23 protein-coding genes and 1 pseudogene are annotated in these 23,820 nt (G+C 33.3%); 15 read left to right on the top strand and 9 right to left on the bottom strand.

Annotation, left to right across the window (positions count from 1 at the left end; all coding sequences use genetic code 11):
* Positions 1-313: 313 nt before the first annotated feature.
* From AC2YJL_RS10075 to AC2YJL_RS10095, 5 genes and pseudogenes are all read left to right on the top strand, one after another.
* Positions 314-1,126, top strand: coding sequence for an amino acid ABC transporter substrate-binding protein (locus tag AC2YJL_RS10075; RefSeq protein ID WP_195696737.1), 813 nt, complete (start codon positions 314-316; stop codon positions 1,124-1,126).
* A 151-nt stretch (positions 1,127-1,277) separates the two neighbouring features.
* On the top strand, positions 1,278-2,087 hold the full coding sequence (locus AC2YJL_RS10080) for an HNH endonuclease (protein ID WP_195696738.1): 810 nt from the start codon (positions 1,278-1,280) through the stop codon (positions 2,085-2,087).
* Between the two features lie 181 nt (positions 2,088-2,268).
* Entirely contained in the window at positions 2,269-3,180 is a 912-nt protein-coding gene (locus tag AC2YJL_RS10085) for an NAD(P)/FAD-dependent oxidoreductase (RefSeq protein WP_195696739.1), read from the top strand.
* A gap of 343 nt (positions 3,181-3,523) precedes the next feature.
* Positions 3,524-3,856, top strand: a pseudogene (locus AC2YJL_RS10090) (putative immunity protein); the annotation flags it as partial.
* A 338-nt stretch (positions 3,857-4,194) separates the two neighbouring features.
* Positions 4,195-5,550 (top strand): TrkH family potassium uptake protein, encoded by a 1,356-nt coding sequence (locus tag AC2YJL_RS10095; protein WP_487374722.1) that lies wholly within the window; start codon positions 4,195-4,197, stop codon positions 5,548-5,550.
* A gap of 256 nt (positions 5,551-5,806) precedes the next feature.
* Here AC2YJL_RS10095 and AC2YJL_RS10100 read toward each other — a convergent pair whose 3' ends face one another.
* Genes AC2YJL_RS10100 through AC2YJL_RS10110 form a run of 3 tightly spaced genes read right to left on the bottom strand, consistent with a single transcriptional unit; the run spans position 5,807 to position 7,093 of the window.
* A complete protein-coding gene (locus AC2YJL_RS10100) occupies positions 5,807-6,244 on the bottom strand; it encodes a MarR family winged helix-turn-helix transcriptional regulator (RefSeq protein WP_136790394.1) in 438 nt (145 codons plus the stop codon).
* On the bottom strand, positions 6,222-6,671 hold the full coding sequence (locus AC2YJL_RS10105; RefSeq protein WP_136790395.1) for an EVE domain-containing protein: 450 nt from the start codon (positions 6,669-6,671) through the stop codon (positions 6,222-6,224). Before AC2YJL_RS10105 ends, AC2YJL_RS10100 begins: the two co-directional genes overlap by 23 nt.
* A complete protein-coding gene (locus tag AC2YJL_RS10110; RefSeq protein WP_136790396.1) occupies positions 6,668-7,093 on the bottom strand; it encodes an SRPBCC family protein in 426 nt (141 codons plus the stop codon). Before AC2YJL_RS10110 ends, AC2YJL_RS10105 begins: the two co-directional genes overlap by 4 nt.
* A gap of 228 nt (positions 7,094-7,321) precedes the next feature.
* Here AC2YJL_RS10110 and AC2YJL_RS10115 point away from each other — a divergent pair, with 228 nt between their 5' ends.
* The 5 genes from AC2YJL_RS10115 to AC2YJL_RS10135 all read left to right on the top strand — a co-directional run bounded on the left by AC2YJL_RS10115 (position 7,322) and on the right by AC2YJL_RS10135 (position 10,681).
* Positions 7,322-7,630 carry a DUF3139 domain-containing protein gene (locus AC2YJL_RS10115; RefSeq protein WP_251568726.1) on the top strand — a complete coding sequence of 103 codons (309 nt, stop codon included), beginning with the start codon at positions 7,322-7,324 and terminating at the stop codon, positions 7,628-7,630.
* A gap of 189 nt (positions 7,631-7,819) precedes the next feature.
* Positions 7,820-8,131 carry a hypothetical protein gene (locus AC2YJL_RS10120; protein WP_251568727.1) on the top strand — a complete coding sequence of 104 codons (312 nt, stop codon included), beginning with the start codon at positions 7,820-7,822 and terminating at the stop codon, positions 8,129-8,131.
* A 371-nt stretch (positions 8,132-8,502) separates the two neighbouring features.
* On the top strand, positions 8,503-9,087 hold the full coding sequence (locus AC2YJL_RS10125; RefSeq protein WP_230932900.1) for a cysteine hydrolase family protein: 585 nt from the start codon (positions 8,503-8,505) through the stop codon (positions 9,085-9,087).
* A gap of 702 nt (positions 9,088-9,789) precedes the next feature.
* Positions 9,790-10,200 carry a thiol-disulfide oxidoreductase DCC family protein gene (locus AC2YJL_RS10130; RefSeq protein WP_251568755.1) on the top strand — a complete coding sequence of 137 codons (411 nt, stop codon included), beginning with the start codon at positions 9,790-9,792 and terminating at the stop codon, positions 10,198-10,200.
* Positions 10,193-10,681: a hypothetical protein gene (locus AC2YJL_RS10135; protein ID WP_251568728.1), complete on the top strand. Its 489-nt coding sequence runs from the start codon at positions 10,193-10,195 to the stop codon at positions 10,679-10,681. The genes AC2YJL_RS10130 and AC2YJL_RS10135 overlap by 8 nt, the downstream gene beginning before the upstream one ends.
* Before the next feature lie 566 nt (positions 10,682-11,247).
* Here AC2YJL_RS10135 and AC2YJL_RS10140 read toward each other — a convergent pair.
* Positions 11,248-12,192, bottom strand: coding sequence for an NAD-dependent epimerase/dehydratase family protein (locus AC2YJL_RS10140; RefSeq protein WP_251568756.1), 945 nt, complete (start codon positions 12,190-12,192; stop codon positions 11,248-11,250).
* Positions 12,193-12,327: 135 nt separating this feature from the next.
* Here AC2YJL_RS10140 and AC2YJL_RS10145 point away from each other — a divergent pair, with 135 nt between their 5' ends.
* Positions 12,328-12,675 carry a winged helix-turn-helix transcriptional regulator gene (locus tag AC2YJL_RS10145; RefSeq protein WP_251568729.1) on the top strand — a complete coding sequence of 116 codons (348 nt, stop codon included), beginning with the start codon at positions 12,328-12,330 and terminating at the stop codon, positions 12,673-12,675.
* A 961-nt stretch (positions 12,676-13,636) separates the two neighbouring features.
* On the opposite strand, the gene corA is transcribed toward AC2YJL_RS10145, so the two are convergent.
* Both corA and AC2YJL_RS10155 read right to left on the bottom strand, forming a co-directional pair.
* On the bottom strand, positions 13,637-14,596 hold the full coding sequence (gene corA / locus AC2YJL_RS10150; protein WP_230932899.1) for a magnesium/cobalt transporter CorA: 960 nt from the start codon (positions 14,594-14,596) through the stop codon (positions 13,637-13,639).
* Between the two features lie 46 nt (positions 14,597-14,642).
* Positions 14,643-14,840 (bottom strand): hypothetical protein, encoded by a 198-nt coding sequence (locus AC2YJL_RS10155; RefSeq protein WP_230932898.1) that lies wholly within the window; start codon positions 14,838-14,840, stop codon positions 14,643-14,645.
* Positions 14,841-15,495: 655 nt separating this feature from the next.
* Here AC2YJL_RS10155 and ftsW point away from each other — a divergent pair.
* On the top strand, positions 15,496-16,686 hold the full coding sequence (ftsW, locus tag AC2YJL_RS10160; protein WP_098433829.1) for a putative lipid II flippase FtsW: 1,191 nt from the start codon (positions 15,496-15,498) through the stop codon (positions 16,684-16,686).
* 586 nt (positions 16,687-17,272) lie between these two features.
* On the opposite strand, the gene AC2YJL_RS10165 is transcribed toward ftsW, so the two are convergent.
* Entirely contained in the window at positions 17,273-17,914 is a 642-nt protein-coding gene (locus AC2YJL_RS10165; protein WP_251568730.1) for a hypothetical protein, read from the bottom strand.
* A 180-nt stretch (positions 17,915-18,094) separates the two neighbouring features.
* Entirely contained in the window at positions 18,095-18,739 is a 645-nt protein-coding gene (locus AC2YJL_RS10170; RefSeq protein ID WP_251568731.1) for a phosphatase PAP2 family protein, read from the bottom strand.
* A gap of 341 nt (positions 18,740-19,080) precedes the next feature.
* On the opposite strand from AC2YJL_RS10170, the gene AC2YJL_RS10175 reads away from it, so the two are divergent.
* From AC2YJL_RS10175 to AC2YJL_RS10185, 3 genes are all read left to right on the top strand, one after another.
* The gene (locus tag AC2YJL_RS10175) at positions 19,081-19,854 is read left to right on the top strand and encodes a TerC family protein (protein WP_251568732.1); all 774 of its coding nucleotides are present in this window, start codon (positions 19,081-19,083) and stop codon (positions 19,852-19,854) included.
* Between the two features lie 744 nt (positions 19,855-20,598).
* Positions 20,599-21,954 carry a purine-cytosine permease family protein gene (locus tag AC2YJL_RS10180; protein WP_369360953.1) on the top strand — a complete coding sequence of 452 codons (1,356 nt, stop codon included), beginning with the start codon at positions 20,599-20,601 and terminating at the stop codon, positions 21,952-21,954.
* 933 nt (positions 21,955-22,887) lie between these two features.
* Complete coding sequence (locus tag AC2YJL_RS10185; RefSeq protein WP_045295226.1) at positions 22,888-23,088, top strand: cold-shock protein; 201 nt, start codon at positions 22,888-22,890, stop codon at positions 23,086-23,088.
* Positions 23,089-23,336: 248 nt separating this feature from the next.
* On the opposite strand, the gene AC2YJL_RS10190 is transcribed toward AC2YJL_RS10185, so the two are convergent.
* Positions 23,337-23,537 (bottom strand): cold-inducible protein YdjO-related protein, encoded by a 201-nt coding sequence (locus AC2YJL_RS10190; protein WP_153255403.1) that lies wholly within the window; start codon positions 23,535-23,537, stop codon positions 23,337-23,339.
* Between the last annotated feature and the right edge of the window lie 283 nt (positions 23,538-23,820).

Consider the following 23,820-nt stretch of genomic DNA (forward strand, 5'->3'; position numbering starts at 1 on the left):
ACCTCCAAAAGATAAAATGGTGGACGACAATAAAAAAAGCAAACGTACACGCATTATCGTGTCCATTTGCCTCCAGTTGACTGGTAGATATGTAGTTTCAATGTTTTATTAGTTGTATCTTAAGCGGTAGAAACCGAGCTGTCAAGATAATCTTTTTCTAAAAACCCACTTGATTTATCGGTTAACTAGTATTATGATGTGAATAATCTTACACGAAGTAAGCCCACTGGTTAACCAGAGGCTCTTGAGGAAGCAGCTGCTTCCTCAAGAGCCTCTTTTTATTACATAATATAGGGATTTAGGGGAGGAACGTATGAAAAAATATTGGCTGTTTTTACTTTCAATTGTAGTAGCTGTGAGCGTGGCAGGATGCGGAACCAACGCATCTTCAAGTGCAGGAGAAAAGAAAGAAAAAGATGTTCAAACGATTATTGTTGGAACAGGCACTCAGTTTCCTAATATTTGCTTTATCGATGATAAAGGCAAACTGACCGGCTATGATGTAGAAGTAGTAAGAGCAATCGACAAAAAGTTAAAGGATTATAAATTTGAATTTAAAACGATGGAATTTTCAAATCTGCTTCTCAGCTTAGAAAGTAATAGAATTGATATGATTGCTCATAATATGGCTCAGAACGCTGAGCGAAAGAAAAAGTTTTTATTTAATGATGAAACATATAATTATTCGCCGCTTTATGTAACAGTTCCTAAAAATCGAAACGATATTCATTCCTTAAAAGATTTAGAAGGTAAAAAAATGATTGTAGGAGCTACAAGCAATGCGGCGGTTTACCTAGACAAATACAATCAAAAACACGGCAATAAAATCGATGTAGTTTACGCCGGTCAAGGTGCGGATGATGCCACAACTCAATTAAAAACAGGCCGGGCAGATGCTACGCTTGCGACTCCATTTTCTATCGACTTTAGCAATCAAGCGCTGAAATTTCAGCAAAAAACGGTTGGAGATATCGTGATTAATTCAAAAGTATATTTTATGTTTAACAAAAAAGACGAAAAGTTAAAGTCGGAAGTCGATCAGGCGATTAAAAAGCTGAAAAAAGACGGTACGTTAAAAAAACTCAGCACAAAATGGCTAGGAGAAGACTATACGGTGCAAAATTGACTATAGCAAAAAAGCAGCTGCCCATACAGCTGCTTTTTTTGTAGGATATAAATCCAATAGATAGAAGAAACGATCTGCAAAGAAAACAAAAATTAGTGTATAGTAGAGCTATAAGTACTATAAAAGCAGGACCGCAGTAGGAGGCAATTCATTGATTACGGATTTACAGCGCGGAGATTTCTTTCAAAAAGGACATCGTTATCGCAGAAAACAAATTCATAAGCTTTATAAAGGACAAGAACAAAGCGAAATATCAACGCCAAAAGCGCATCCATATATTTTTATTTTCACAAAAGAAAGCGGAAGTGAATACGGAACGGGACACGGGTGGAACAGAGATAAAACCGCTTTTTTCTATACGGGAGAAGGCCAAAGAGGGTCGATGCAGCTCATTAAAGGCAATAAAGCGCTTCGTGAACATTTTTTATCAGGAAAAGCCGTTTACTTGTTTCACTACGTGGAGCCTGGAGTAGTAGAGTTCATTGATGAAGTGACGTATATTAATCATCAATTAGAAATCATGTGGGACTCAGACGGAGAGCTTCGTGAAGCCATTATTTTTGAACTTGAACGAAATTCCGTGATCGAGGAAAAAGCAGCAAAGCTGGATGTTTCACCTTATTCAACTGAACAGCTTCGTCATATAGCATTAGGAGAAGAAAAAAAGATAAGTGTTTACGAACAAACGGCAGCTCTTAAACAATATGTTCACAAACGCGCAGCAGGTATTTGCGAAGCCTGCGGAGAAAGCGCGCCGTTTATCGCAAAAGATGGCAGCTCCTTTTTGCAAATGTACCATCTTTCAAAGCTTTCAGAGAGCGGACTCGCTAAGCCAAAGGACGCTGCGGCACTATGTCCCAACTGTCATAGCCGTCTACGCTACGGGAAAGATAGTGAAGTATATAAAGAAGAGCTGATTATTAAAATTAATGAAAAAGAAGCAGGAAAGAAAAATGAGTAATATCGTCTTTTTTCATTTTATAAAAAACCGTCTCTAGGCAGGCCAGCTGCCGAGGCGGTTTTTTTGTATGTAGAATGACTTCAAAAAATAAAGACAGTAAAGCGTATAAAAATAATAGAAGAACAGATAATGAAAAACTGAAGCTTTCGTTTAAAAATAGTAAAAGCTGGGGTGATGTGCTGTGGCAGATAAGTATGACTGCGTCATTATAGGTGGAGGAATTGCCGGACTTCAAGCCGCTATTCAGCTTGGAAGATATAAGCGCAGTGTAGTGGTTATTGATTCAAACGATGGACGTTCCAATCTTTGCAAAAATTATCAAAATATATTGGGGTGGCCTGAGGGAATAAGCGGGCAAACTCTAAGAGAAACGGGAAGGCAGCAAGCAAAAAGCTACGGCATTCAATTTGCAGAAGAGCGTGTCCTTCAGTGTGAAAAAGAAATAGAAGGGTTTAACGTCATTACAAACTCTGCGAACTACGAAGCCGCTACTTTACTGATTGCGACCGGAGTCGTAGACCGGATTCCTTCTGAACTTCAGCAAGAGCTATATCCGTGCATGGGAAAAACGGTATATGTATGTCCCGACTGCGACGGGTATGAAGTAAATAATAGAAGGGTATTGGTACTAGGGTCAGGAAAAGCAGGAGCCAGTTTATCTCTTACGTTAACATATTGGACAAATGACATTACGTATATTAATCATGACAAAAAAGAGATTGGACCTTTAGCAGATACCTTGAGGCAAAAAGGAATTACCTATAAAGAAGGGGCAATAAAAAAACTCATAGCTGAAGCAGAAAGGTTAAAAGGAGTCATCCTCGAAAACGATGAATTTATCTATGGAGAAAGAGGTTTTTTAGCGTTCGGAGGAAATGAAGTTCGGACAGAATTAGCGCATGGGCTCGGAGTAGAACTCCTAGAAAATCAGCACATTATCGTAAATTCGCGTACAAAAGAAACAAATGTTTCAAACGTGTGGGCAGCAGGAGACATTGTGGCTCATTCTGAACAAGTTACGGTAGCGATGGGAGAAGGTTTACAAGCCGCTATTTGGATACACAAACGCTTGTTAGAGCTTTGTGAAAAATAATTGTTTTTTTATCTGTTTCTGAACACGCTACATTCTAAGTGGGAAAAGTCGATTTTTAGTGTTTTTTGTAATGAAACTCTGTACAGTATTCTGTGTTCAATAACCTTTCTTATTCTATTTTATATTACAATCAAATAAGAGAAAAATAAGAAAGAGTGATAATAGGCGTTTATTGGATATGCACGTGTATCAACAGGATTATAAAAATAAAAGGTATTTTCTACAAATAGAAAATACCCCCCCCGTTGGTTGCTACATTAAAAAGGTTAGGTTTGTTATAGCGTGACTTTATTTACCTGATAGCATGGATGATTTAGGACAATAAAAAGGATTAGATTTTCTCGATGACCATTTAAAAGATGAACTATGTATAAATTTGAGAATAGAAACTTTGCAAAAACGAATAGAAGAAAGTATTAGAGCTTTTGATTTACGAAAAGTTGGATTTATTGTAAATGAATTGGCTAAAGACTCCAAATCTGACGTTAGTAAATATTCTGCACGTTCATTTGCCAAAGCCATAGCAACAGGACAAATGAGAAGACAGGCAATGGTTAGCAGTGACTACGCAATAAAGGTAACAAATCTTCTAACACATAACTCCTTAGATTCCTCAACAAAGGAAAGGGTAAGGCAATTAAAGATAATAGATGAATTGTTAGAATCGCCAAGCTGATAATCAACAATCAGAAACAAGGACACTATGTTTTATTCCATATAGTGTTTTTCTTTATTCAAAAAATCAACAATAAAGTTTAACAGAGCCTTATAAAACTATTCTTTTTATAATTTAGTTTGTTATTTTACTCCTTTACATAGAAGATGTGATCTTTTTATTTTTAATAAATTTTATCTTATTTAAAGTATATTAACATTAGACACTTTATTATTTACTTAATGTAACGTACTTTCTGGGAAGATAGGAAGGTAATAAAAGTAATGACCATCTTTTGAAATAAATGGGTATGATATATAATAAATCTTTAATCAAAACATTTTGAAGGGAAATGTAATATGATAATTTCTAAGCCACGTAAAAAACATAAAGTGAAGCATCTGGAACCTGCAAGTATCTTGTTCGTGGGGTTTTTAGGATTAATATTGCTCGGCACCGGCTTATTAATGATTCCTGCTGCTACAAGCGATAGACATCATCTAAGCTTTATTGATGCTCTTTTTGAAGCCACTTCTACTGTATGTGTAACAGGCCTAGCCGTGGTAGATACGGGGACAACATTTACTTTATTTGGACAGCTCATTTTGCTTGTGCTCATTCAAGTTGGTGGCTGGGGATTCATGACTATTGGTATACTCATGTTTATTGTACTAGGTAAAAAAATAGGATTACAACAAAGATTAATACTTAAGGAATCTCTAAATGCTTTTTCGCTACAAGGCGTTATTGCATTAGTCCAACGTGTTGTGCTAATTACATTGGCTGTGGAAGGTATAGGAGCGCTTATCCTAGCTATTCGTTGGTCCCAAGAAATGAGCTGGGGAAAGGCTATTTATTATGGCATATTCCATTCTATCTCTGCTTTTAATAATGCAGGATTTGGTTTGGAACCAGATAATTTAAGCAAATGGGTAGGAGATCCAACCGTAAATATTATGATTACGTTACTTTTCATAATAGGAGGGACTGGATTTTTTGTCATTGCAGACATTTTTCAGAAACGAAACATAAGAAAGTTTTCTCTTCACACTAAAATTGTATTAGTTTCAACTATCCTACTAAATGTCGTGAGTACACTCATTATTTTTACTCTAGAATATCATAACTCTCATACTTTAGGTCAATTAAGCATGGGGGATAAATGGTGGGCAGCTTACTTTCAGGGTGTAGTTCCTCGTACTGCTGGTTTTAATACCTTGGATATCGGGGCGCTCACATTGCCTTCAAAAGTGTATATAATGGGTCTTATGTTTATTGGAGCGGCCCCAGGTTCAACAGGCGGTGGAATTAAAATAACTACGTTTGTCTTAATATTGTTTGCTTTATGGTCAGTATTGACAAATAAAGAAGAGATTAATGTTTTTCGACGCCGAATTCCTAAATCGCTTGTGTATAGAGCTTTTTCTATTGCTACTTCTGGCATTATTTTTGTTTCTATTATTTTCTTTCTACTCACAATCACAGAAAAAGGTATAGACATGTCTACCCTTTTGTTTGAAACGTTCTCTGCTTCTGGAACAGTTGGATTAAGTGCTAACTTTACAGGAGATTTAAGTCCTATAGGCCGAATTCTGATTACAATTATGATGTTTATTGGCAGAGTGGGACCTCTTACCATTGGCTTTGTACTTGCGATTCGTTCAAACAAACAATCTAAAATTAGGTATGCAGAAGAAAAGATTCTTATTGGTTAAAAATTTATTTTAAATATATAATTTGGTCAACATATTCATGATGTAGGCACAAGTAGCCTAAACCACGAATATCTCTTTTTATTATGAACAAACTACTCAAGGTGCTGAGAATTATCTTCGATCTAAATCTCATTAACCTGTAGAAAAACTCCCTATTTATTGGAGGGAGTTTTTTCTAATTTTAAACTGTATATGATTTTAGTTAACATAAAACATTTATCGGAAATAGTATGAGCTATTCTAGAAACCAACTTAGTTATAATAAAGAATTTAACATCTCATTAAAGTCTTCCTGAGTATCTTTGATATTATTAAAAAACTGTTCATCTACTTTTTCTACAATTGGAATCCCTTGTTTAACCTTATTTTTTCCTTCTGCAGTTATAGATAATAAAATTTCTCGCTTATCTAAGGGGTTCTTACTTCGCTCCAAAAGCCTTTTTGTTTCAATAGTACGTACTACATCAGAAACCATCATAATATTTAACTTTGTAAAATCAGCAAGCTTTTTTTGAGTCACGTTTTCTCCTTTAGTCTGTAGAAAATCACATGCTGCTAGTAACACAAATTGTGAATGAGTAACATTTATCTTACTCAGTTCTTTTGTTATGAGTCTTTGCCATGCATGTGTTACTTGCCATAATAGAAATCCTGAGCTATCTTCTGGATTATTAAATTTGGAAACCCATTTCATGTTGTTTTACCCCCATAGCTTTAGCAATTATTAAAAAGTCTTCCCGTTCTATCTCAAAATGCCCTCTTCTAAAGAGTAAACCTACATTTGGGGTCATACGGGCAAAATTTAATAAAGGCTTAATTTCTAAATAACTAGCAGATTGACATTCTTTGAACTCTACATCTATTCTATTCGGTATAAAGTTTGGATTCATTTCGTAAAGATAAACCTCCCCGGATTTAACTTTACCAATAGCAGTAAAAGACTGTAAAGGTAAGCCATTTTTATAAGATGTCTTTGGTGAATAATAAATGAGCCAATCTCCTGCTTTCATTCGTTTTAAAGGATATGCTTTACCATGACATAGTTGAGCAAAGCCATTTTCCTCTCCTATTCTTACATGATCCTCAGATACTACACCTATCCAATATCTTATTTTAGTCATTCGTTTTCACCTGCCAATTTAACAAGTCTATCCATAGAATGAGGGATATTTTTTGTTAACAAGGGTCCTATCTGACCTCCTATTTCCTTAGCATGAAGACCTGAAATGCTAACGCCATGAGTAATTTTAGTTTGGGAATCAGCATTGTTTATGTAATGGTAAAAAGCAATTTGTATATTTTGTTCGTCTATTACCATAACATTTGTAAAGCTTCGATTTTCTTTCACTTCTTTAAGAGTAAAGGTACTAGGTTTTTGATTGAGAACTGTTAGAGTTCCAATACTCCCCGTTGTAAAGGGACCCTCTAAATGAGCCTCTATAATTTCGTCATCCCACTTTGACCATTTAGATATATCTTGATACAGATTCCAAATAGATGTAGGGCTAGAAGTAGTAAAAATAGCATGTTCGTAGTTCCACATAATAAGACCTCCTAAAGTAGTAAGTGCACGTATTATTAATAATACGTGCACTTACTATCTGTGTAAATATTTAACAGAAGGTTTATCCTGCATAAAAATCTAGTTACCATAATCGCGATTACCGGAACAAATTGAATTATTAGATTAAAAGTATCCAAATACTCCATTTTAGTGTAAAATTACACTAAAATGGAGTATTTATTTTGATTATAAAGAGGAGTCAATGTAATGAAAAAGATAGTAATTATAATCTTATTTTTAGCACTTGGAATAGCTGGTTTTTCTGGTTATATAAATTACAAAAAACATTCTGCTAAAGCAGCAGTAGAAAATTATCTGGTAAACGAGAAGCATATAAGTGAAGAGAATATTGAAAAAATAAGTCCCTTTATGGGGAATCTGCAGGGTGATAAAAATTGGTTGGTTTATGTGAAAATTAAAGGGGACAAAAAGAAATATTACTATTACAAAAACGCTAAAAACAATAAGGTTATTCTGGAATCCTATATTTTGAATGGAAAAGAATACGGTAAATGAGAAAGATTTTGTACTAAATACACATGTCTTTATTTCAATAAGTTGTAACCTTATACCAATACAGTTTACATGATGTGTTTTATCGGCACGGATATGACGAAGAAGCTTTACTAATTTAATTGACATAATATATTAGTCGTATATCAAAAGATATAATATAATGAAATAAAAAAGGGAGAAATATCCAAGATGAAAAAACGCTTGTTGAATTGGGTCATCTTCATTGGGGTTATTATTATTTTAGCTATCAGTATACCGAGAATAACAAATAATGAAGCACGCTATTTAAGTTCACCAGAAGAAGAGAAAGAGGTAGCGCAACTTGAAGGGGATTTCAGAAAATGGTCACTTAGACCACTAGATAAATTTATGGTGCAAGGTTATCAAGCGAAACCGAATGGTCACGATTGGAACAGTGTGAAACAAAAATCAATAAAAAATTATCGCGTTACATATTACACCTTTTTTGGTATCCGTTATATGGAGGTAGAAGTCAGTTAAATCTAATGGTAAATATTTAAAAATGGAGGGGTAGAAAAATGTTTATAATCGAAACTATTATAGGCCTCATTTGCTTCTTTATTTTCAATATTTTATACGATACGTATATTACTAAAAGAAATAGTTCTTTTATACAATTAAGTATCATTTCAGTGGTCCAAACTATTATTGCAATGAGTATTTACAGCATTGTGTGAGGATTTCGAACTACTTTAAGACTCGGGCATAATAGAATTTTATACCCCATACATTTTTAGTTACCATAATCAAAATTCTAGGAATTTAAAAAACTTAAATCAAATTCTTATTTTTAATACACCAATCTAACATAAATGTTAAAATATGTAGAAAACACTTAAGGAGAACTACACATGAGAGAAGACTTTAGCAATACAGCTTTAATTGTCATTGACGTTCAAAGAGCTTTTGAAGATGAGAAATGGGGCACAAGAAATAACCTTAATGCTGAGGAGAATATCCAAAATCTTTTAAAGACATGGCGAGAAAAAGAATACCCTATTATACATATCCAGCACTTGTCCGATAACGATCAATCCATTTTCCACCCTAGTAAACAAAGTTCGGGTTTCAAAGATATTGCAGTTCCAGTTAAAAACGAAACAATTTTTAAAAAGAAAGTAAACAGTGCCTTTATAGGAACTGGACTTGAGAATCATTTAAAAGTACATAAAATAGAAAAAGTCGTAATAGTAGGATTAACAACTCCACATTGTGTATCAACTACTACTCGAATGAGTGGTAATTTAGGATTTGAAACGTACCTAGTATCAGATGCCACAGCTGCATTTGCAATAAAAGGAGCAGATAATACATATTATTCAGCTGAACAAATACATAATGTGTCATTAGCAACTTTAGACGATGAATTTGCTACAGTTTTAACAACTGAAGAATTAATCGAAAAGTTAGAGCTAAACGAAAAAATACAGTCTTAAGAGTTTTGTTTTAACTGTATATGATATGCATTTCTAGTTAACATAATGTTCCTTCTAGGTAGTAAATAAAAAAGAAGCTCTCTAAAAGAGACTTCTTTTTAACCTTTATCGAAGCTTTTTATTTTTAAAGAATACGTTACGGAGTTAATGAGACATAGGGCCACTATTATTAAAAACATGTAAGTTGAAATCGTATCTCCAGATAGATTAAGATCATCTACAATTATCCCTTCTAAGAAAAGGATTAAGCCTGAAATGAATAAACTAATGATTGCTATAGTGATTACATGCAAACCAGTAACTAATTTCTTCTTATGTTGCATTAAAATTGTGACGAACAAAGCAAACAATACAACAATGAAAAATACAAATAATGGTCTTGAATACAAAAGGCTTATAGCTCCCTCACTATTACTCCACATATACATATTAAACCTTCAGTACCACCTTTATTTTTCCATTTTATCAATAATATTCATTTAAATCACTATGTATAATATATGCCTTTAACTACCATGAAACGGATTCTAGGCACTCTTAACAAAAAAATGAAGCTCATCTAACAAAATTGTAAGCCCGTCTTACATTATTGTTAGGTGAGCTTTATTAAATCTCGTATTATAATTATTTGTAGAAAATATTTACAATTAGCTAAAGGGATGAGATATATTGAAGATAAAAAAAGACAATCAACCTATTATTATGTTTGATGGTATATGTAACGTATGTAATCATTGGGTCCAATTTGTGATAAAAAGAGATCCTAAAGGCATATTTAAATTTTTGTCTCTTCAATCGGATTTAGCACGTTCATTGATAATAAATCACAATCCGAATAACACGCAATTAGATTCCATTATCTTAATGGACAAAGGTCAAATATATACGGAATCTACAGCAATCTTACATATCATAAATAAGCTTACCGGACCTATAAGGTTTTTCATTCTCTTTTGGATAATACCTAAAAAAATTCGAGATAGAGCGTACCGTTTTATTGCAAAGAATCGATATCGATTCTTTGGGAAAAAAGAAAGTTGTCTCGTCCCTAGCAAAGAAATACAAAATAGGTTTATTAAAACGAAAATAGAAAGTGGGAAAATCAATGAATAGAAGTACATTTCTAACAAAGCTTAGAATGACAATTATCACTACATTTAGATGGTCTTTAGCATTAACTTTCTTGATTTACGGCATTGCCAAAATCTATCCAGGCCAGTTTTCTACTGGCGACTTTATATATGACTCGACAAAGGACTCAGCAATGCAATTGGCTTGGCACTTCTTTGGATATTCGGATACATATAATCTTTTTATTGCTTTGGGAGAAATAACAGCAGCCTTATTATTAGTAATTCCAAAGACAGCAACTTTAGGAAACATTATTTATTTACCTATCACAGTAAATATTACTATTCTTGATTTTTGTTTTGAGATACCAGCTCGTTCTGTTACCACATTGTTAACCTGTATGAGTATAGCTCTACTTTTCTTTGAATATAAAAAATTAAAAAGAGTATTTTTTGACTCTCCAGTAACAGCTGAAACGTCTATCCCAACAGGCCTTATGAAAAAGAAGGTGAACATACAATGATTGTGCTACCTATTATATTTGTTAGTTTGGGAATTTCTGCTTTCTACTATTTTGTTCTTAAAAAAGAAGCTTGAGATGAGTGCAATATACAGACTCAGTTAGCATAATCACTGTTATCGGTAGATAGGATTTCATTGTTCAAATATGTATTTTTTGGTAACATAAGGAGCGTTAAGAATAGTTATTTAAAACTCATCTAAACTATTAAGCAAGCGAGGCATAACACATTGAGAAAACATTTTGGTAAAATTTCATTTGCTTTTTTAATTTTGACTTTTGGCTTTTATTTCATGGTTCCTACAAATAATAATTACTCATCAACAACTATTAATACATGGTTATTGATTGGGTTAGCTTTGACATTAATTTTTGCTTTTTTAAGTCCTAAAAATATATGGAAAAGGATCGTACTAACCGTTATTACAATAGCAATTGTACTATTTTTATTTATTGCTGTAGCATTTGGAATATCAGGTCTATAAAGAATGCAGCTGTTATTTACATAATCATCATCATAGGTACTAAAAAGTCTAATAAACCAAGAATGAGTTTATTAGGCTTTATCTTTAAATAACATTTCTTTTAATTAAATCTCTAACGGCATATTGTACGCTTTCAGTTTGGGAATATTTAGTCTTGAAGCCTAAACTTCTTATTTTTTTATCATCCCAGATTCGATTTGTGCCGAAAGTACTTAAAGCGTAAGACATGGGTGTATTTTTCTCTACTATTTTAGATAAGTCGTGTATATTTGCTATTGTCCCTCTTGCTTCATCTATAGCTGCTTTTAGACTTCCCCAGGTTGTGTCAAATCCTTTAAGTAAAAAGACGTTTTGTTTTTTTGTAAACACCTTATAGGTACCTAACCATTCCATTGCTCTTCCTATATCGCGTGTATCAACTAAAGAAACTATCGTTTGACCATTTTTCAAAATCGGAAATTTTTTATCTACATGATTTTTTAGTAATCTTGAGAAAAAAGAAGCCTTATCTCGAGATCCTATTGCACTTGCTGGACGTAGAATAATCGTTACCATATCTGTTTCTTTTCCTATCTCTTGAACAATCTCTTCTCTTTTTAGAAGCAACTCCTGAATAGGGTACTCTGGACGTATATCATAGGATTCAGTTATAGGTTTATTTGTACGAAAATCATATACTACAATTGAGCTTAATTGTATAAAACGCTCAACACCATTTAAAGCAGCCTGTTTAAGGAGTTTTCTTGTCAATCCAATCTCCACAGGTGCTTCTAAATTAACATCAGTGCTTAGATTAGCATCTGCGGTACAGTTATAAACTGTTTGATGCCCTTTAATGATCTCTCCAAAAGATTCAGTTCTGGAGAAGTCTACTCTAACTACTCGCACACCTAAGCTATCCAAAAAGGAAGTGTCGCTAGTTTGGCGAACCACGGCTGTAACCTCGTGTCCTTTTAACCGCAATTGTTCTACCGTATGACTTCCTATAAAACCTGTACCTCCAAAAACAATGGCTTTCACCTTTATCATTCCTTTTATAAATGTATTATAAATAACCATTTACTGGGCGATTTATAATAATTATACTAAATGAAGTACTTGCATTTTTATAGTCCTGATATTTTTTATAGTAAGTATCCTTATGAATAGTAATGGAGGAATATCATGAATAATCAACTTGAACTGAAATCTAGTTCTTCTAAATGTCCTATAGAAAAGACAATGAATGTTATTGGAGGGAAGTGGACCTTCTTAATCTTAAGAGAACTTTTTACTGGACCAAAACGTTTTGGGGAGATACAAAAATCTTTAAAAGGAGTAAGCCCTCGAACTCTCTCTTTACGTTTAAAGGAACTACATGATGAGGGAATTATTACACGTAAAATATATTCAGAGATACCTCCTCATGTAGAATACTCTCTTACTGATAAAGGAAAAACAATGCGTCCAATATTCGAAGCAATGAAAGAATGGGGAAATACGTGGGATGTGCTAGGTATTAAAGAAAGGTAATAAGTTCTTTTTAGTTACAAAACCTCATGTATGCATATTAATTCATAGTTAACGTAATCAACATTTCCGGAACACTACATAAATGTTTCATAGCTTGTGAAACATTTATATGAATGATTTATATCCTAATTGAGCACACTATTGAAAAGACGGAGAGATGTTCATTCTCAATCTTTCATTGTGTACTATAAATAAGCTAAAAGAAAAACCTACTATCGTCCATGTTCAGTAGGTTTTTTCTCTTTTCTACACATAAATTCTTACTAACTTGAACAAACTACTCAAGACGCCGTGAGGTATCATAGAATGATCCTTCAATCCTTACGAGGACAGAAAAAGCTACTGATCCCTGGGGACTGACCCCTGTTCAGTAGCTTTTTCTCTTTTTACGCTGTATATCATATACAAAGGTAGTTAACATAATCACTCTTTTCCGGTACACATACCAAAAAAGAACCCTTGTCGCAGAACGGTTCTGCCGAGGGTTCTTTTTCCGGAGTATGCAGCTTTTTATACATCCTTGATATGACGGCCTTTACTCGATACCCAAGTGGGAGGCGGATGAATAAAAAGTGCACGTTTTATTCATATGCTTGTAATGGAAAAGATAGTATTTATAGCGAAAATTCGCTATGTCTTATAAGCTACCTCACCTGACGACCCGAGGTAGTTTTCTATTTGTTCTTTGTAAGACATACTTTTTAAAATATATATTTGTGTAATCATTATCTTTGGACAGACGTAGGGAATTGTGAGAAGATATACATATAATAAAGCCAAAAAACACATCTCTAAGAGATGTGTTTTTTGTTTCAATTTTCACTTTATAACACTCAATGCATAAAGTAAGCAAATTGATAACCATTGAGTAAATACTAGCATAATTAAAAAGCAGTGGCAAATCGTAGATGGCAGCTTTTTATTTGAAAAAAGTATTAGAAAGTCTTCCTTCTAGCCCTTCCTATTTATTGACATTAAACCAGCCTTTTCGTTTAAACCAGAGAATCATACCGATGGTCATTAAAGCCATAATTCCTAAAACAATATAATATCCGTAGTGCCAGTGAAGTTCAGGCATATGATCAAAGTTCATCCCATATAACCCTACGACAAAGGTAAGGGGGATAAAAATAGAGGAGATAATTGTTAGTGTCATCATAATAGAATTCATCCGATTGGCATTAAGTGAAAGGTAGTTATCTCTCATATCTGATGTCATATCTCGATTGGCTTCCACCATGCTTGTTAATTTTATTAAGTGATCATAGATGTCATTGAAATAGGCTTTCTGCTCTGTAGGTATATGTAAACGCTCAGAATTAATAATTCGATATAGCAGATCACGCATAGGAAGAACGGTTTTTCTGAGCTTTAATAAATCACTTCGGATATCAAAAACATCATTCATTAGTAAAGCAATTGACTTTTTGGCATCTTTGCTTTCAATTTCATTTAATTTATCCTCAATTTCATACACAATTGGGAAGTAATCATCCACTAATTGGTCCAGCACCGCATAAGCGATATAGGACACTCCTTTATTAAATCCACTAGGATGTTGTAAAAGACGTTGTTGTACTGTTTCAATACTGAGTAATGGTTTAAGGTGAAAGGTTACTAAATAATTATCTCCGATAAATAAGTCCACTTCTTCAACATCTAATGTGTGGCTATTTAAATAATGAAGAACTAAAAAGCTGTAACCCTCATAATAATCAAGTTTAGGGCGTTGTAATAAGTGAAGACAATCTTCGATAGCTAAAGGGTGAAAGTGGAAAAACGTCTCTAACACTTTTGCCTCCTCTTCAGAAGGAGAGGAAAAGTCTACCCAAAACCATTTAATTGAGGAATCAGATAAGTGAGCAAGGGGCACATCTTCTTTAACCTGTAGGTCTTGTGTAATAGCTATTGTTCGAATCATACTGCTGCTCCTCCATGTGATTAACGATTCTATACATTATAGTATGTTACATAAAATAAACGATTAATCCAACTGCTAACAAGACAATGAAATCTTTCTGATACTTTCTTCTCTTTTCTTCACTTGTATCTTTATTTTTACCAAAATATTTATCTATAAAAATAATAAAACAAAGCAGGAGGAAACTAAGAATGATATCTAGTATTAAGAAATGAAAGAAATCATCTGTAGTAGTCAATGACATAGTAATTCTCCTTATTTCTCACGTTTAAGTGTGAGAATACTAAATAAGTCTCTCTTCATATTTTAATCAGGGACAAAAAGTTCTAAAATCAATGTAGCTGTATAATAACGAATAGCATATAAAAGAAAGGATTCGCTTTTTATTGTTTTCCTTATCCTAATGTTTATAATTAAAACATGAAAAACAACTTATTATATAACAAAATGTTCTATATGTCCTGATTTTTTGGAAGAAAGAGAATGATTAATCTTAAAACAGGAACGTCTAAGAAGTGTATAAGTTAATAAGGTGAGATGGAGAGGAAAGGATAAAACGTAACGATATATAATAAAAGAGATAGTAGTGGGAGATTTTTATGAAATATGCACAAATTTTTATTGATAATCGAATTCGAAATGCAACGTTGATTGTATTGCTTATTTGTATGAGTATAGCTTGGCTTTTTGATAGCGATTACTGGTACAATATAGCCGTTCTTATGGTTTCAGTATCTTTTCTCTTACATGGTATAAATGATTATATCGTAGGAAAGAACAAAGCACGAGGAACTGTTATTATACTATTGAGTGTTCTTTTTACTCTATATAATCTACTAAGAATCTTTGTTTTATGATAAAAATAAGATTTTTACACTTGCAAGGAACGAGGAGTTTTTATGTTTAAGAAAATAGTAAAATGTTATGATTACAAATTTATTGTAGCCTTAATTGTTCTAAGCCTCATCGGTTTAGTCATGGTCTACAGTGCTAGTATGGTAACGGCGGTTAGTCGTTACGGTGTTGAAGGGGATTATTTTTATCAAAAGCAAAAACTTGCTCTGATAGCAGGCTTTTTCTTTTTCTGTGTTGCTGCCTTTATTCCTTATAAAATTTATCGAGAGAAAAAAGTATTAAAAATCTTATTAATAACAGTGATTACACTCCTTGCCTTGGTCCTTATTTTTGGACATACGGCAGGAAATGCACAAAGCTGGCTTATCCTGGGCCCGATTAGAATACAACCATTAGAATTTACGAAACTAACGATCATTGTATATTTATCGGCTGTTTTTGCGAATAAACAAGAGTATATCAATGATCTAAAGCGCTCTGTTATTCCACCTACCCTTGTTGTATTGTTTATTTGTTTCTTAATTGCTTTACAACCCGATTACGGTGGGATTTTACTTATTTTAGGTACAGTTGCAGCTATTGTTTTATGTTCAGGTATCTCGAAGAAATCAATGCTAAAGATTGCCTTACTAGGAGTAATAGGCATCCTTATTATGTTAGTCGTTTTATTAGTGACGGGACATATAGACACCGTGTTTTCGCCTGTTCGTTTAGCTCGTTTTACTGGCTATCTACATCCTTTTGAGAACCAACAAGGAAATGGGTACCAACTGGTTAACTCCTACTTGGCAATAGGGAGTGGTGGACTATCGGGCATGGGATTAGGGCAAAGTGTTCAAAAGGCAGGTTATCTGCCTGAATCTCACACAGATTTTATTATGGCAATTATTGCGGAGGAACTAGGTTTTTGGGGAGTACTTCTTGTATTAGGACTATTATTTTTTATTATCCTTCAAGGGTTAAAAATAGCAAGAAAATCTAATGATCCTTTTGGGGCACTACTAGCTATCGGTATTTCCGTTATGATAGGTATTCAAGCATTTGTTAACCTTGGAGCAGTAACGGGAATTCTTCCTATTACAGGTGTAACGTTACCTTTTGTAAGTTATGGTGGTTCTTCTCTTACCTTGCTTATGTTTGCTGTAGGAGTACTAGCGAATATATCCATGTTTAATAAATTTGAAAAGAAATACAAGCACAAAGTAACAGATCCAAGGAAACTGAAAAGTATCTAATGATTTGTATGAATGACATTTCTATAAAAATTATTGAGGATAAAATAAAATTATAAACAAAAGACACTGGTTAAGAGCCAGTGTCTTTTGCTTATGTAGAAAGGTTAAGTTTGTAGTATTACTAAAGGAATTCAAAGGGCTATTAGAAATCCTCTTATGTATGATTCATATACTTTACTAAAAATCTTTATTTAGAAGATGAAAATTATTCCCTTCGAAAAAACTGCAAGGCGCTATAAATGATCCATAGAAAGCAGGCTGCAATAACTTGTTTTTCTATGCAAAGAATAATTGTCCATAGTATCACTAAAATTAAAATAGGAATAGATAACTTTCTTATCATTCACACCTTCCCCCTTCTTCATTATTCTCCTATCTATATTCATGAAACCGTAGTGGATTGCCTTTTCTGCAAAAAAAAAAGACGCCATAGTAGGCGTCTATATCCAACAAAATTGTTGGGAAAAAGGGAAAGAATGCTAAATTAAAGCATTAACATGATCTTATTTGGTCATTATCCTTTTTAAAAAGAACAAAACATACATTGTAGGTAACACAAATAAGCTACTTAAATTCTCTATTTCATTTATTGATCCTGTGGATCTACCTCGAGACTTTCAACTTCATCAGTCTTCTTTACTTCTAATCGCACAACTTTGTTTTTACTATCTCCAGGCATATTGTCGTCATCTTGCTCAAAGTCTTTAGCTTTTTTATAAGTCTTTTTTCCACTAGACACTTCTATTGTTACATCATTATCGGTTTCATTAATTAATTTTCCAATTATGCTGTAATCTCCATCAGCATCTTTTTCGTATATACCATTTGAATCTGCTTTTGCTTGAGGAGTTAACTCTAGACTTTCTGCATTATTATTTTTAGCATCAATCTCTACGTTTACTTGTTTTCCATTAATATCTTTAGGTGTATCTTTTTCTTTTTTAAACGACTTACTTTTAGGTATCTTTACTTTTTTACCATCGATAACAAGTGTTAACTCATCGTTCGTTTCTTTCTCTAATGTTCCTACTAAATCAAAGTCTTCACCTTGCTGTTTACTATCCGGATCTTTGGAGAACTGTTGTAAATTTGATTTATTTTCAGAAGAGCTATTTTCACTTTGTGATGTATTTTGCGATGATTCATTTTGATTAGAGCATCCTACAAGAAATCCTGTAGCTAAAGTACCGGCTAATGAAATACAAAGCATTACCATTTTTTTATTCATATAGCTTATTTCTCCTTTTTCTTTGTTTTTATTTATATTGCCTATTCTTTAAAAAACCAAACGAAATTACTTTTTTAAAACCGGAGAAGTTATATAGCATAGTCACAAGAATAATCATAATTATTCTTGTGTTAACTACTATCTTTGTATGAGACCTTGCTGTCACCAAATTGAAATTAATTAGTTAGACATTTTTTTCTTTTCTTTATAATGAACTGTATATAGCATTATAACTATGAACCAAAACGCACTAATAAGGTATCCGCCTAAAATATCGCTTGGATGGTGTACACCTAGATAAATACGACTGAATCCCATTGCTAAGATAAGAATGCTTGCTAGTAAGGAAAATACGGCCTTTATTTTATTGCTCTTTAAATGTGTCCATAACAGAAATAGAAGTATACCGTAAAGAACAAAGGAATTCATAGCATGTTGACTAGGAAAGCTATGTTTATCCACCTCTACTAAATGAGATCCATCTGGTCGTGAACGGCTAAATAAATACTTTAGACCCTCGCTAAGCAGTCTTTCTCCTATCATGGCAACAATGAATAGAACAGAGGCAAAACGACGTTTAGTTACAAAATAAAGGTAAAATAAAATTGCAAGACAGATTCCGATAACACAGTAAGTTGATCCAATAAAATCAAAAAATTTCATTATAGGCGTTAAGTAAGAAGATCGTTTATGATGGATAAAAGATGATAACCATTTGTCAAATTCACTAAACTTGCCCATTTCAACTAAGATACCAGTACAAACAAAGCTAATTAGCAGTAACAGTCCAAGAACATATAATTTTAACTTTACTGATACCTTCATATTGAAATCTCCAGTTCTATATAAGTAATACTATTATTTACATGTATTTCACATATATACAATTTAGCTTCCTCAGAACCCTACTGTAGTAACCTGGCTTTCTTTCACTAAAGATGCGGTAATTATGGAGAGGCTAAAAGTGTTTATAATACTCAAAAGGAGCACTAACAAAGTTGCCCGAAAACTTCTGAATATTTACATTTTAATAAATATTATTTAGAGAATTAGTGTTAAAATAATGAAAGTTCCATTCTCTAGGATTACCGTTCATATAGATGGTCATTCTAATGTAAGCAAATTCTTTAACATAATGAATTATAATTTGGAAAGGAGGAAAATAGATGGACTCTATCTGGATCGAATACGCTTGGGCATTGTTAATTCTAATTGGTTTAGAAGGTTTATTATCAGCTGACAATGCTCTTGTACTAGCAGTCATAGCTAAACATCTACCGGATAATGAGAAGAAAAAAGCAATTAATTATGGAATTCTTATGGCATTTATTTTTCGATTTGGTGCTCTCTTCGCTATTTCATTTATCGCCAACGTCTGGTGGATTCAGGCGGTAGGAGCAGCTTATCTTCTGTATTTAGGTTTGAAGCATGTCCTTAAGGCACGGCTTGGGAAACACAACGAGAATATTCATAATGATGATGAAAAGGAGTCTGCTGGAAAAGGATTCTGGCCGACAGTAGGAAAAATTGCGTTAGCTGATTTGGCTTTTGCGATTGATTCTATTTTAGCTGCGGTAGCTATAGCCCTTGGTCTTCCAGATTCACAGTTTGGTGAAATTGGTGGTATGGGTGGGGGACAATTTGCAGTTGTAGTTTTGGGAGGAATTGCAGGTCTTATCTTGATTAAGTTTGCAGCGACCTGGTTTGTAAAACTCCTCGAAAAGCGTCCTGCCTTGGAAACTACAGCATATGCCATTGTTGCTTGGGTGGGTGTCAAACTTGCTGTTATTACACTTGCTCATAAAGATATAGGTGTCTTAGACCCTCATTTTCCCCATAGTACTATTTGGACATTAATCTTCTATGGAGTATTAGTTGGTATTGCTCTACTAGGTTGGTTTGCACCGAGCAATAAGTCTTTAGAAAGGCCTTCAGCTTAAAAAAATAATTAAGTATGGCGTATTAACGTAGAGAAACTTTCTGAATTAGACTATGTAAAAAAGGAAAATTAGAAGGCCTTGTAAAATTCACAGGGCTTTTTTGCATATAAAGACAATCTAGATAAATTAAATAGTTCGTAAAAGTATACCTTTACGGACTTTTCTTTTATATAAGGAACTTATCACTTTGATCGTTCGTTTTAGTTTTAAAACAAATTACGAACGTCTTCATATGTTTATGCACTTTTATGAACATTTTTGATGAAACAAAAGGAAGTTTGATATTAGAATAAATAAGTTAGAGTGGAGGAGCTGACGCAGGGAAAGCAACTTCAATACCTCAAGTAGTATTAGACGGTCCTAAAGAAATTGTTGATAGAAGATGCATCTATGTTATTATGTATACTAATGCTCTAAGAGACCGTATAAAAAATTATCAAATTAAATAAGAAGATACCTAAGCAGTTAGATACTAAAACCTTGCAGTTCCTCTTATTAAGAAAGTTTATCCCTCCATTGCACCACCTTTTTTATGAACAGCAATTTATAAAAGGAGCACAGATAAAATTGTTACTTAATTAAACGTAGCGAAGTCTTATATAGCTGTTATATCAAATGATTCAAGGGAATACATGTTAATTATACGAATGATTCATCACCCACTATAAGTAAGTATTAAACCGTTGAATTATATAGTTTGACTTAGAGTGCAAGCAGCAAATATCTTACAAGGTGGTATATCTATTGAAAGTTGAAACACGTAGCGTTGAATTTGTTCCAGTAGACGAACGTCATGGAAAAGCAAAAGATTTGTTCCCTATTTGGTTTGGAGCAAACATGCACATTACAACTCTTGTAACAGGTGCATTACCAATTAGTTTAGGCCTTAATTTATTTTGGAGTTTCGCAGCTATTATACTTGGAACCTTATTGGGTGCTATTTTTATGGCTTCACATTCTGCTCAGGGACCTAAACTTGGAATTCCTCAAATGATTCAAAGTCGAGCACAGTTTGGAGTAATCGGAGCTATTTTCCCGTTATTTCTGGTAATGTTCGTGTATTTAGGTTTTTTCGCAAGTAGTAGTGTGCTTGCAGCACAAACATTAAACAGTTTAATACCCATTAATCAAAGCTGGGCCATAATAATCTTAAATATTCTTTGTTTTATTGTTGCAATTTTTGGCCATGATTTAATTCATAAAATGCAGAAAGTATTATCATGGTCTTCATTTGTTGTGTATCTAGCAGCAACAATTATTATATTTCAGTTACCACTTCCGACAGGAAGTTTTTCATTAAGTGGTTTGGATTTACCTGTATTTTTACTCGCTATCAGCATTGTAGCAACATGGCAATTAGCATATGCACCATACGTAGCAGACTATTCACGCTATCTGCCCGTTAATACATCAACTGCACAAACCTTTTGGTATAGTTACCTGGGTACATTTGTAGGGACTGTATGGATGATGATTTTAGGAGCAACTTTAACAACTACTATTCCTAATTTCCTTGATCATTCTGGTGGGAATTTAGCTCACTTATTCGGAAGTTTTGCTATCTTTATGTATTTGATCATTATTTTTGGTCAACTAGCTATTAATGTTTTTAATTTATATGGTGCTTTCATGTCAACCATTACAACTATAGAGCCCTTTTGGAAGCTGAAAGTAACACAAAAAGTTAGAGTAGGGATGATGTTTTGTGTTACATTGGCAGGTACTATCCTATGTTTATTAGGCCAAAGTAATTTTCTATCATTTTTCTTAAATTTTATCTTTTTCATTAGTTATTTCTTGATTCCTTGGACGTCTATCAATCTTGTGGACTACTACTTATTACGCCGTGGTCAATATAATGTGAAAGATATCTTCGATGTAAATGGTCAATACGGAAAAATAAACGGAATCACTTGCATGGCATTTGGTGTATCAATTGTTGCAGAGATTCCTTTTATTAACACATCATTCTACATTGGTCCCGTAGCAAAGGCATTTGGTGGCGCAGATATTGCTTGGCTAATTGGAATAATAGTTCCCGCGATCTTATATTATTTTCCGATGAAACAAAAGTTAAATAAAGAGGTTTGTGGTAACTGAACTCGAAAGAAAGGCCTGTATCTAAACAGATACAGGCCTTTCTTTAACCCATGAAAAGAGAATAAACATTCTTTTTTTATGTAACAAAAACGAGATGCAAACGATTATGCATCCCGTCATATGAAGAAGGAAAAAATAGCTTTTAATGCAGCATATGATCTTTAAGGAACACCTCATTTACGTAATTGCATTGCCTAATGAAACAGTAACTTGAAAAAGTATATTCTCTTTAACAAACACCTCATTTAAGCATTGAACTAAAAAAATATACAATGTGAACGAAATCGTTCTTGGTCTGGGACAAACACCTCATTTGCATAGTTATAAATGAACGTTATTGTCTACCCATTATATATATTCTTACTACGCTCATGATTACCATCCCCTTATGAATCAAACATACATCGATTTACAATAAGGTTTTCTGAAATATGCCTGCTGTAGACACCTCATCCCAAATGTAAGAAGCTTTGTAATGATTAGTTGTAATCAATAACTTGTTTTCCTTCTTCCCTAAATAGAATATCCCAATAGCCTATTTATAATTCAGTAAAGCTAACAGGGGTTTTTTGGATTACATGTACCCTTTATTTATAAGAAAGATTAAATAATGAAGTTTTATTATGAAGAGCTATAATAAGTAAATATATGTACTTATTCATTTTATTTAATGTGCTAGAGCATCAAAAAGCTATGCTACATGTGCCTATCATAAGTCTTGGCAGGGGGAAGATGAATAGTTAGAACTTGTTGAAGGGGATATTTTTCTTATTTGCTATCCATCCTACTATGTGTTACACTACGGATAACTTATTTTTGTTCGGTATATTGAGAAAAGAAAAAACCCTAATTAGAAGTTTTTATCTTGAAATAGTATGTTTGGGCAAGATTGGTAATACATTTGTGGATCATTCCACAGCAGGAGGCAACATTATGACACAAGGTACAGTAAAATGGTTTAATGCAGACAAAGGTTTCGGTTTCATCGAAGTTGAAGGCGGAGACGATGTATTCGTTCATTTCAGTGCTATTCAAGGTGAAGGTTTCAAATCATTAGAAGAAGGTCAAAAAGTTACTTTTGATATTGAGCAAGGTCAACGTGGAGCACAAGCTGCTAACGTTCACAAAGCATAATAAAAAGTAATCACAAAAAAGACTCCTGTACAGGAGTCTTTTTTTTATGGTTTTATAATTAGAAAACCATGATTTATCTACCAGTAATTGAATAGAAACCCCAGGGTTTTAAAAAACCTGGGGTTTAGACAAGACGATCGATACAAGGTTAATTAGTTATAACATACAATAGAAATAGAAAGCAAATATGAACAAAGGCTTTTTTATGTATAGGTAGTGTTTAATCTTTTAAAAAGCATAGGTGTACATTATTTTCTATGGGGATTACGGGGGATTTTATCAATAAGGCGTTTTTTAGCTTCCATCTGACTTTTACACAAAGGACATTTCTGATGACTATCGTAAGAAAAGTCTTTCCTCATCCAGCCTTTACATTCTTCTACTGTACATTCCCAAATTTCTGTTTCTTCTTGAACCGGAGGTTCTTGATTTCTTTTACTATAATACATACTAATCACTACTCCTCTCTTTATAAGTATGCCTTATAAAGAGAGCGTAGATACTTTATATTTTTTCTTTCGTTCATGTTTTATTAGCACCAATTTCATAGTTAAAAAAGTGGAGTGGGATATTAAGAGACAATAGTTAATGTTTAATGAATAGTTGTTACCGTGATGTGTAAAATACAATGGAAATAAAAAAGAATGTTTTTTTAGAAAAACTATTGACGTTTCATATAATATGTTTTATTATTATTAGGCGTCGTTGAAACGACAACTTATAATTTGAACA

Source organism: Priestia sp. SRI_019, assembly GCF_057586255.1.

What these genes read in the sequence shown, in the direction of transcription:
- AC2YJL_RS10075 (WP_195696737.1), top strand. Translation starts at nt 314, where the DNA reads ATGAAAAAATATTGGCTGTTTTTACTTTCAATTGTAGTAGCTGTGAGC.
- AC2YJL_RS10095 (WP_487374722.1), top strand. Translation starts at nt 4,195, where the DNA reads ATGATAATTTCTAAGCCACGTAAAAAACATAAAGTGAAGCATCTGGAA.
- AC2YJL_RS10100 (WP_136790394.1), bottom strand. Translation starts at nt 6,244, where the DNA reads ATGAAATGGGTTTCCAAATTTAATAATCCAGAAGATAGCTCAGGATTT.
- AC2YJL_RS10105 (WP_136790395.1), bottom strand. Translation starts at nt 6,671, where the DNA reads ATGACTAAAATAAGATATTGGATAGGTGTAGTATCTGAGGATCATGTA.
- AC2YJL_RS10110 (WP_136790396.1), bottom strand. Translation starts at nt 7,093, where the DNA reads ATGTGGAACTACGAACATGCTATTTTTACTACTTCTAGCCCTACATCT.
- AC2YJL_RS10115 (WP_251568726.1), top strand. Translation starts at nt 7,322, where the DNA reads ATGAAAAAGATAGTAATTATAATCTTATTTTTAGCACTTGGAATAGCT.
- AC2YJL_RS10120 (WP_251568727.1), top strand. Translation starts at nt 7,820, where the DNA reads ATGAAAAAACGCTTGTTGAATTGGGTCATCTTCATTGGGGTTATTATT.
- AC2YJL_RS10125 (WP_230932900.1), top strand. Translation starts at nt 8,503, where the DNA reads ATGAGAGAAGACTTTAGCAATACAGCTTTAATTGTCATTGACGTTCAA.
- AC2YJL_RS10130 (WP_251568755.1), top strand. Translation starts at nt 9,790, where the DNA reads ATGTTTGATGGTATATGTAACGTATGTAATCATTGGGTCCAATTTGTG.
- AC2YJL_RS10135 (WP_251568728.1), top strand. Translation starts at nt 10,193, where the DNA reads ATGAATAGAAGTACATTTCTAACAAAGCTTAGAATGACAATTATCACT.
- AC2YJL_RS10140 (WP_251568756.1), bottom strand. Translation starts at nt 12,192, where the DNA reads ATGATAAAGGTGAAAGCCATTGTTTTTGGAGGTACAGGTTTTATAGGA.
- AC2YJL_RS10145 (WP_251568729.1), top strand. Translation starts at nt 12,328, where the DNA reads ATGAATAATCAACTTGAACTGAAATCTAGTTCTTCTAAATGTCCTATA.
- corA (WP_230932899.1), bottom strand. Translation starts at nt 14,596, where the DNA reads ATGATTCGAACAATAGCTATTACACAAGACCTACAGGTTAAAGAAGAT.
- AC2YJL_RS10155 (WP_230932898.1), bottom strand. Translation starts at nt 14,840, where the DNA reads ATGTCATTGACTACTACAGATGATTTCTTTCATTTCTTAATACTAGAT.
- ftsW (WP_098433829.1), top strand. Translation starts at nt 15,496, where the DNA reads ATGTTTAAGAAAATAGTAAAATGTTATGATTACAAATTTATTGTAGCC.
- AC2YJL_RS10165 (WP_251568730.1), bottom strand. Translation starts at nt 17,914, where the DNA reads ATGAATAAAAAAATGGTAATGCTTTGTATTTCATTAGCCGGTACTTTA.
- AC2YJL_RS10170 (WP_251568731.1), bottom strand. Translation starts at nt 18,739, where the DNA reads ATGAAGGTATCAGTAAAGTTAAAATTATATGTTCTTGGACTGTTACTG.
- AC2YJL_RS10175 (WP_251568732.1), top strand. Translation starts at nt 19,081, where the DNA reads ATGGACTCTATCTGGATCGAATACGCTTGGGCATTGTTAATTCTAATT.
- AC2YJL_RS10185 (WP_045295226.1), top strand. Translation starts at nt 22,888, where the DNA reads ATGACACAAGGTACAGTAAAATGGTTTAATGCAGACAAAGGTTTCGGT.
- AC2YJL_RS10190 (WP_153255403.1), bottom strand. Translation starts at nt 23,537, where the DNA reads ATGTATTATAGTAAAAGAAATCAAGAACCTCCGGTTCAAGAAGAAACA.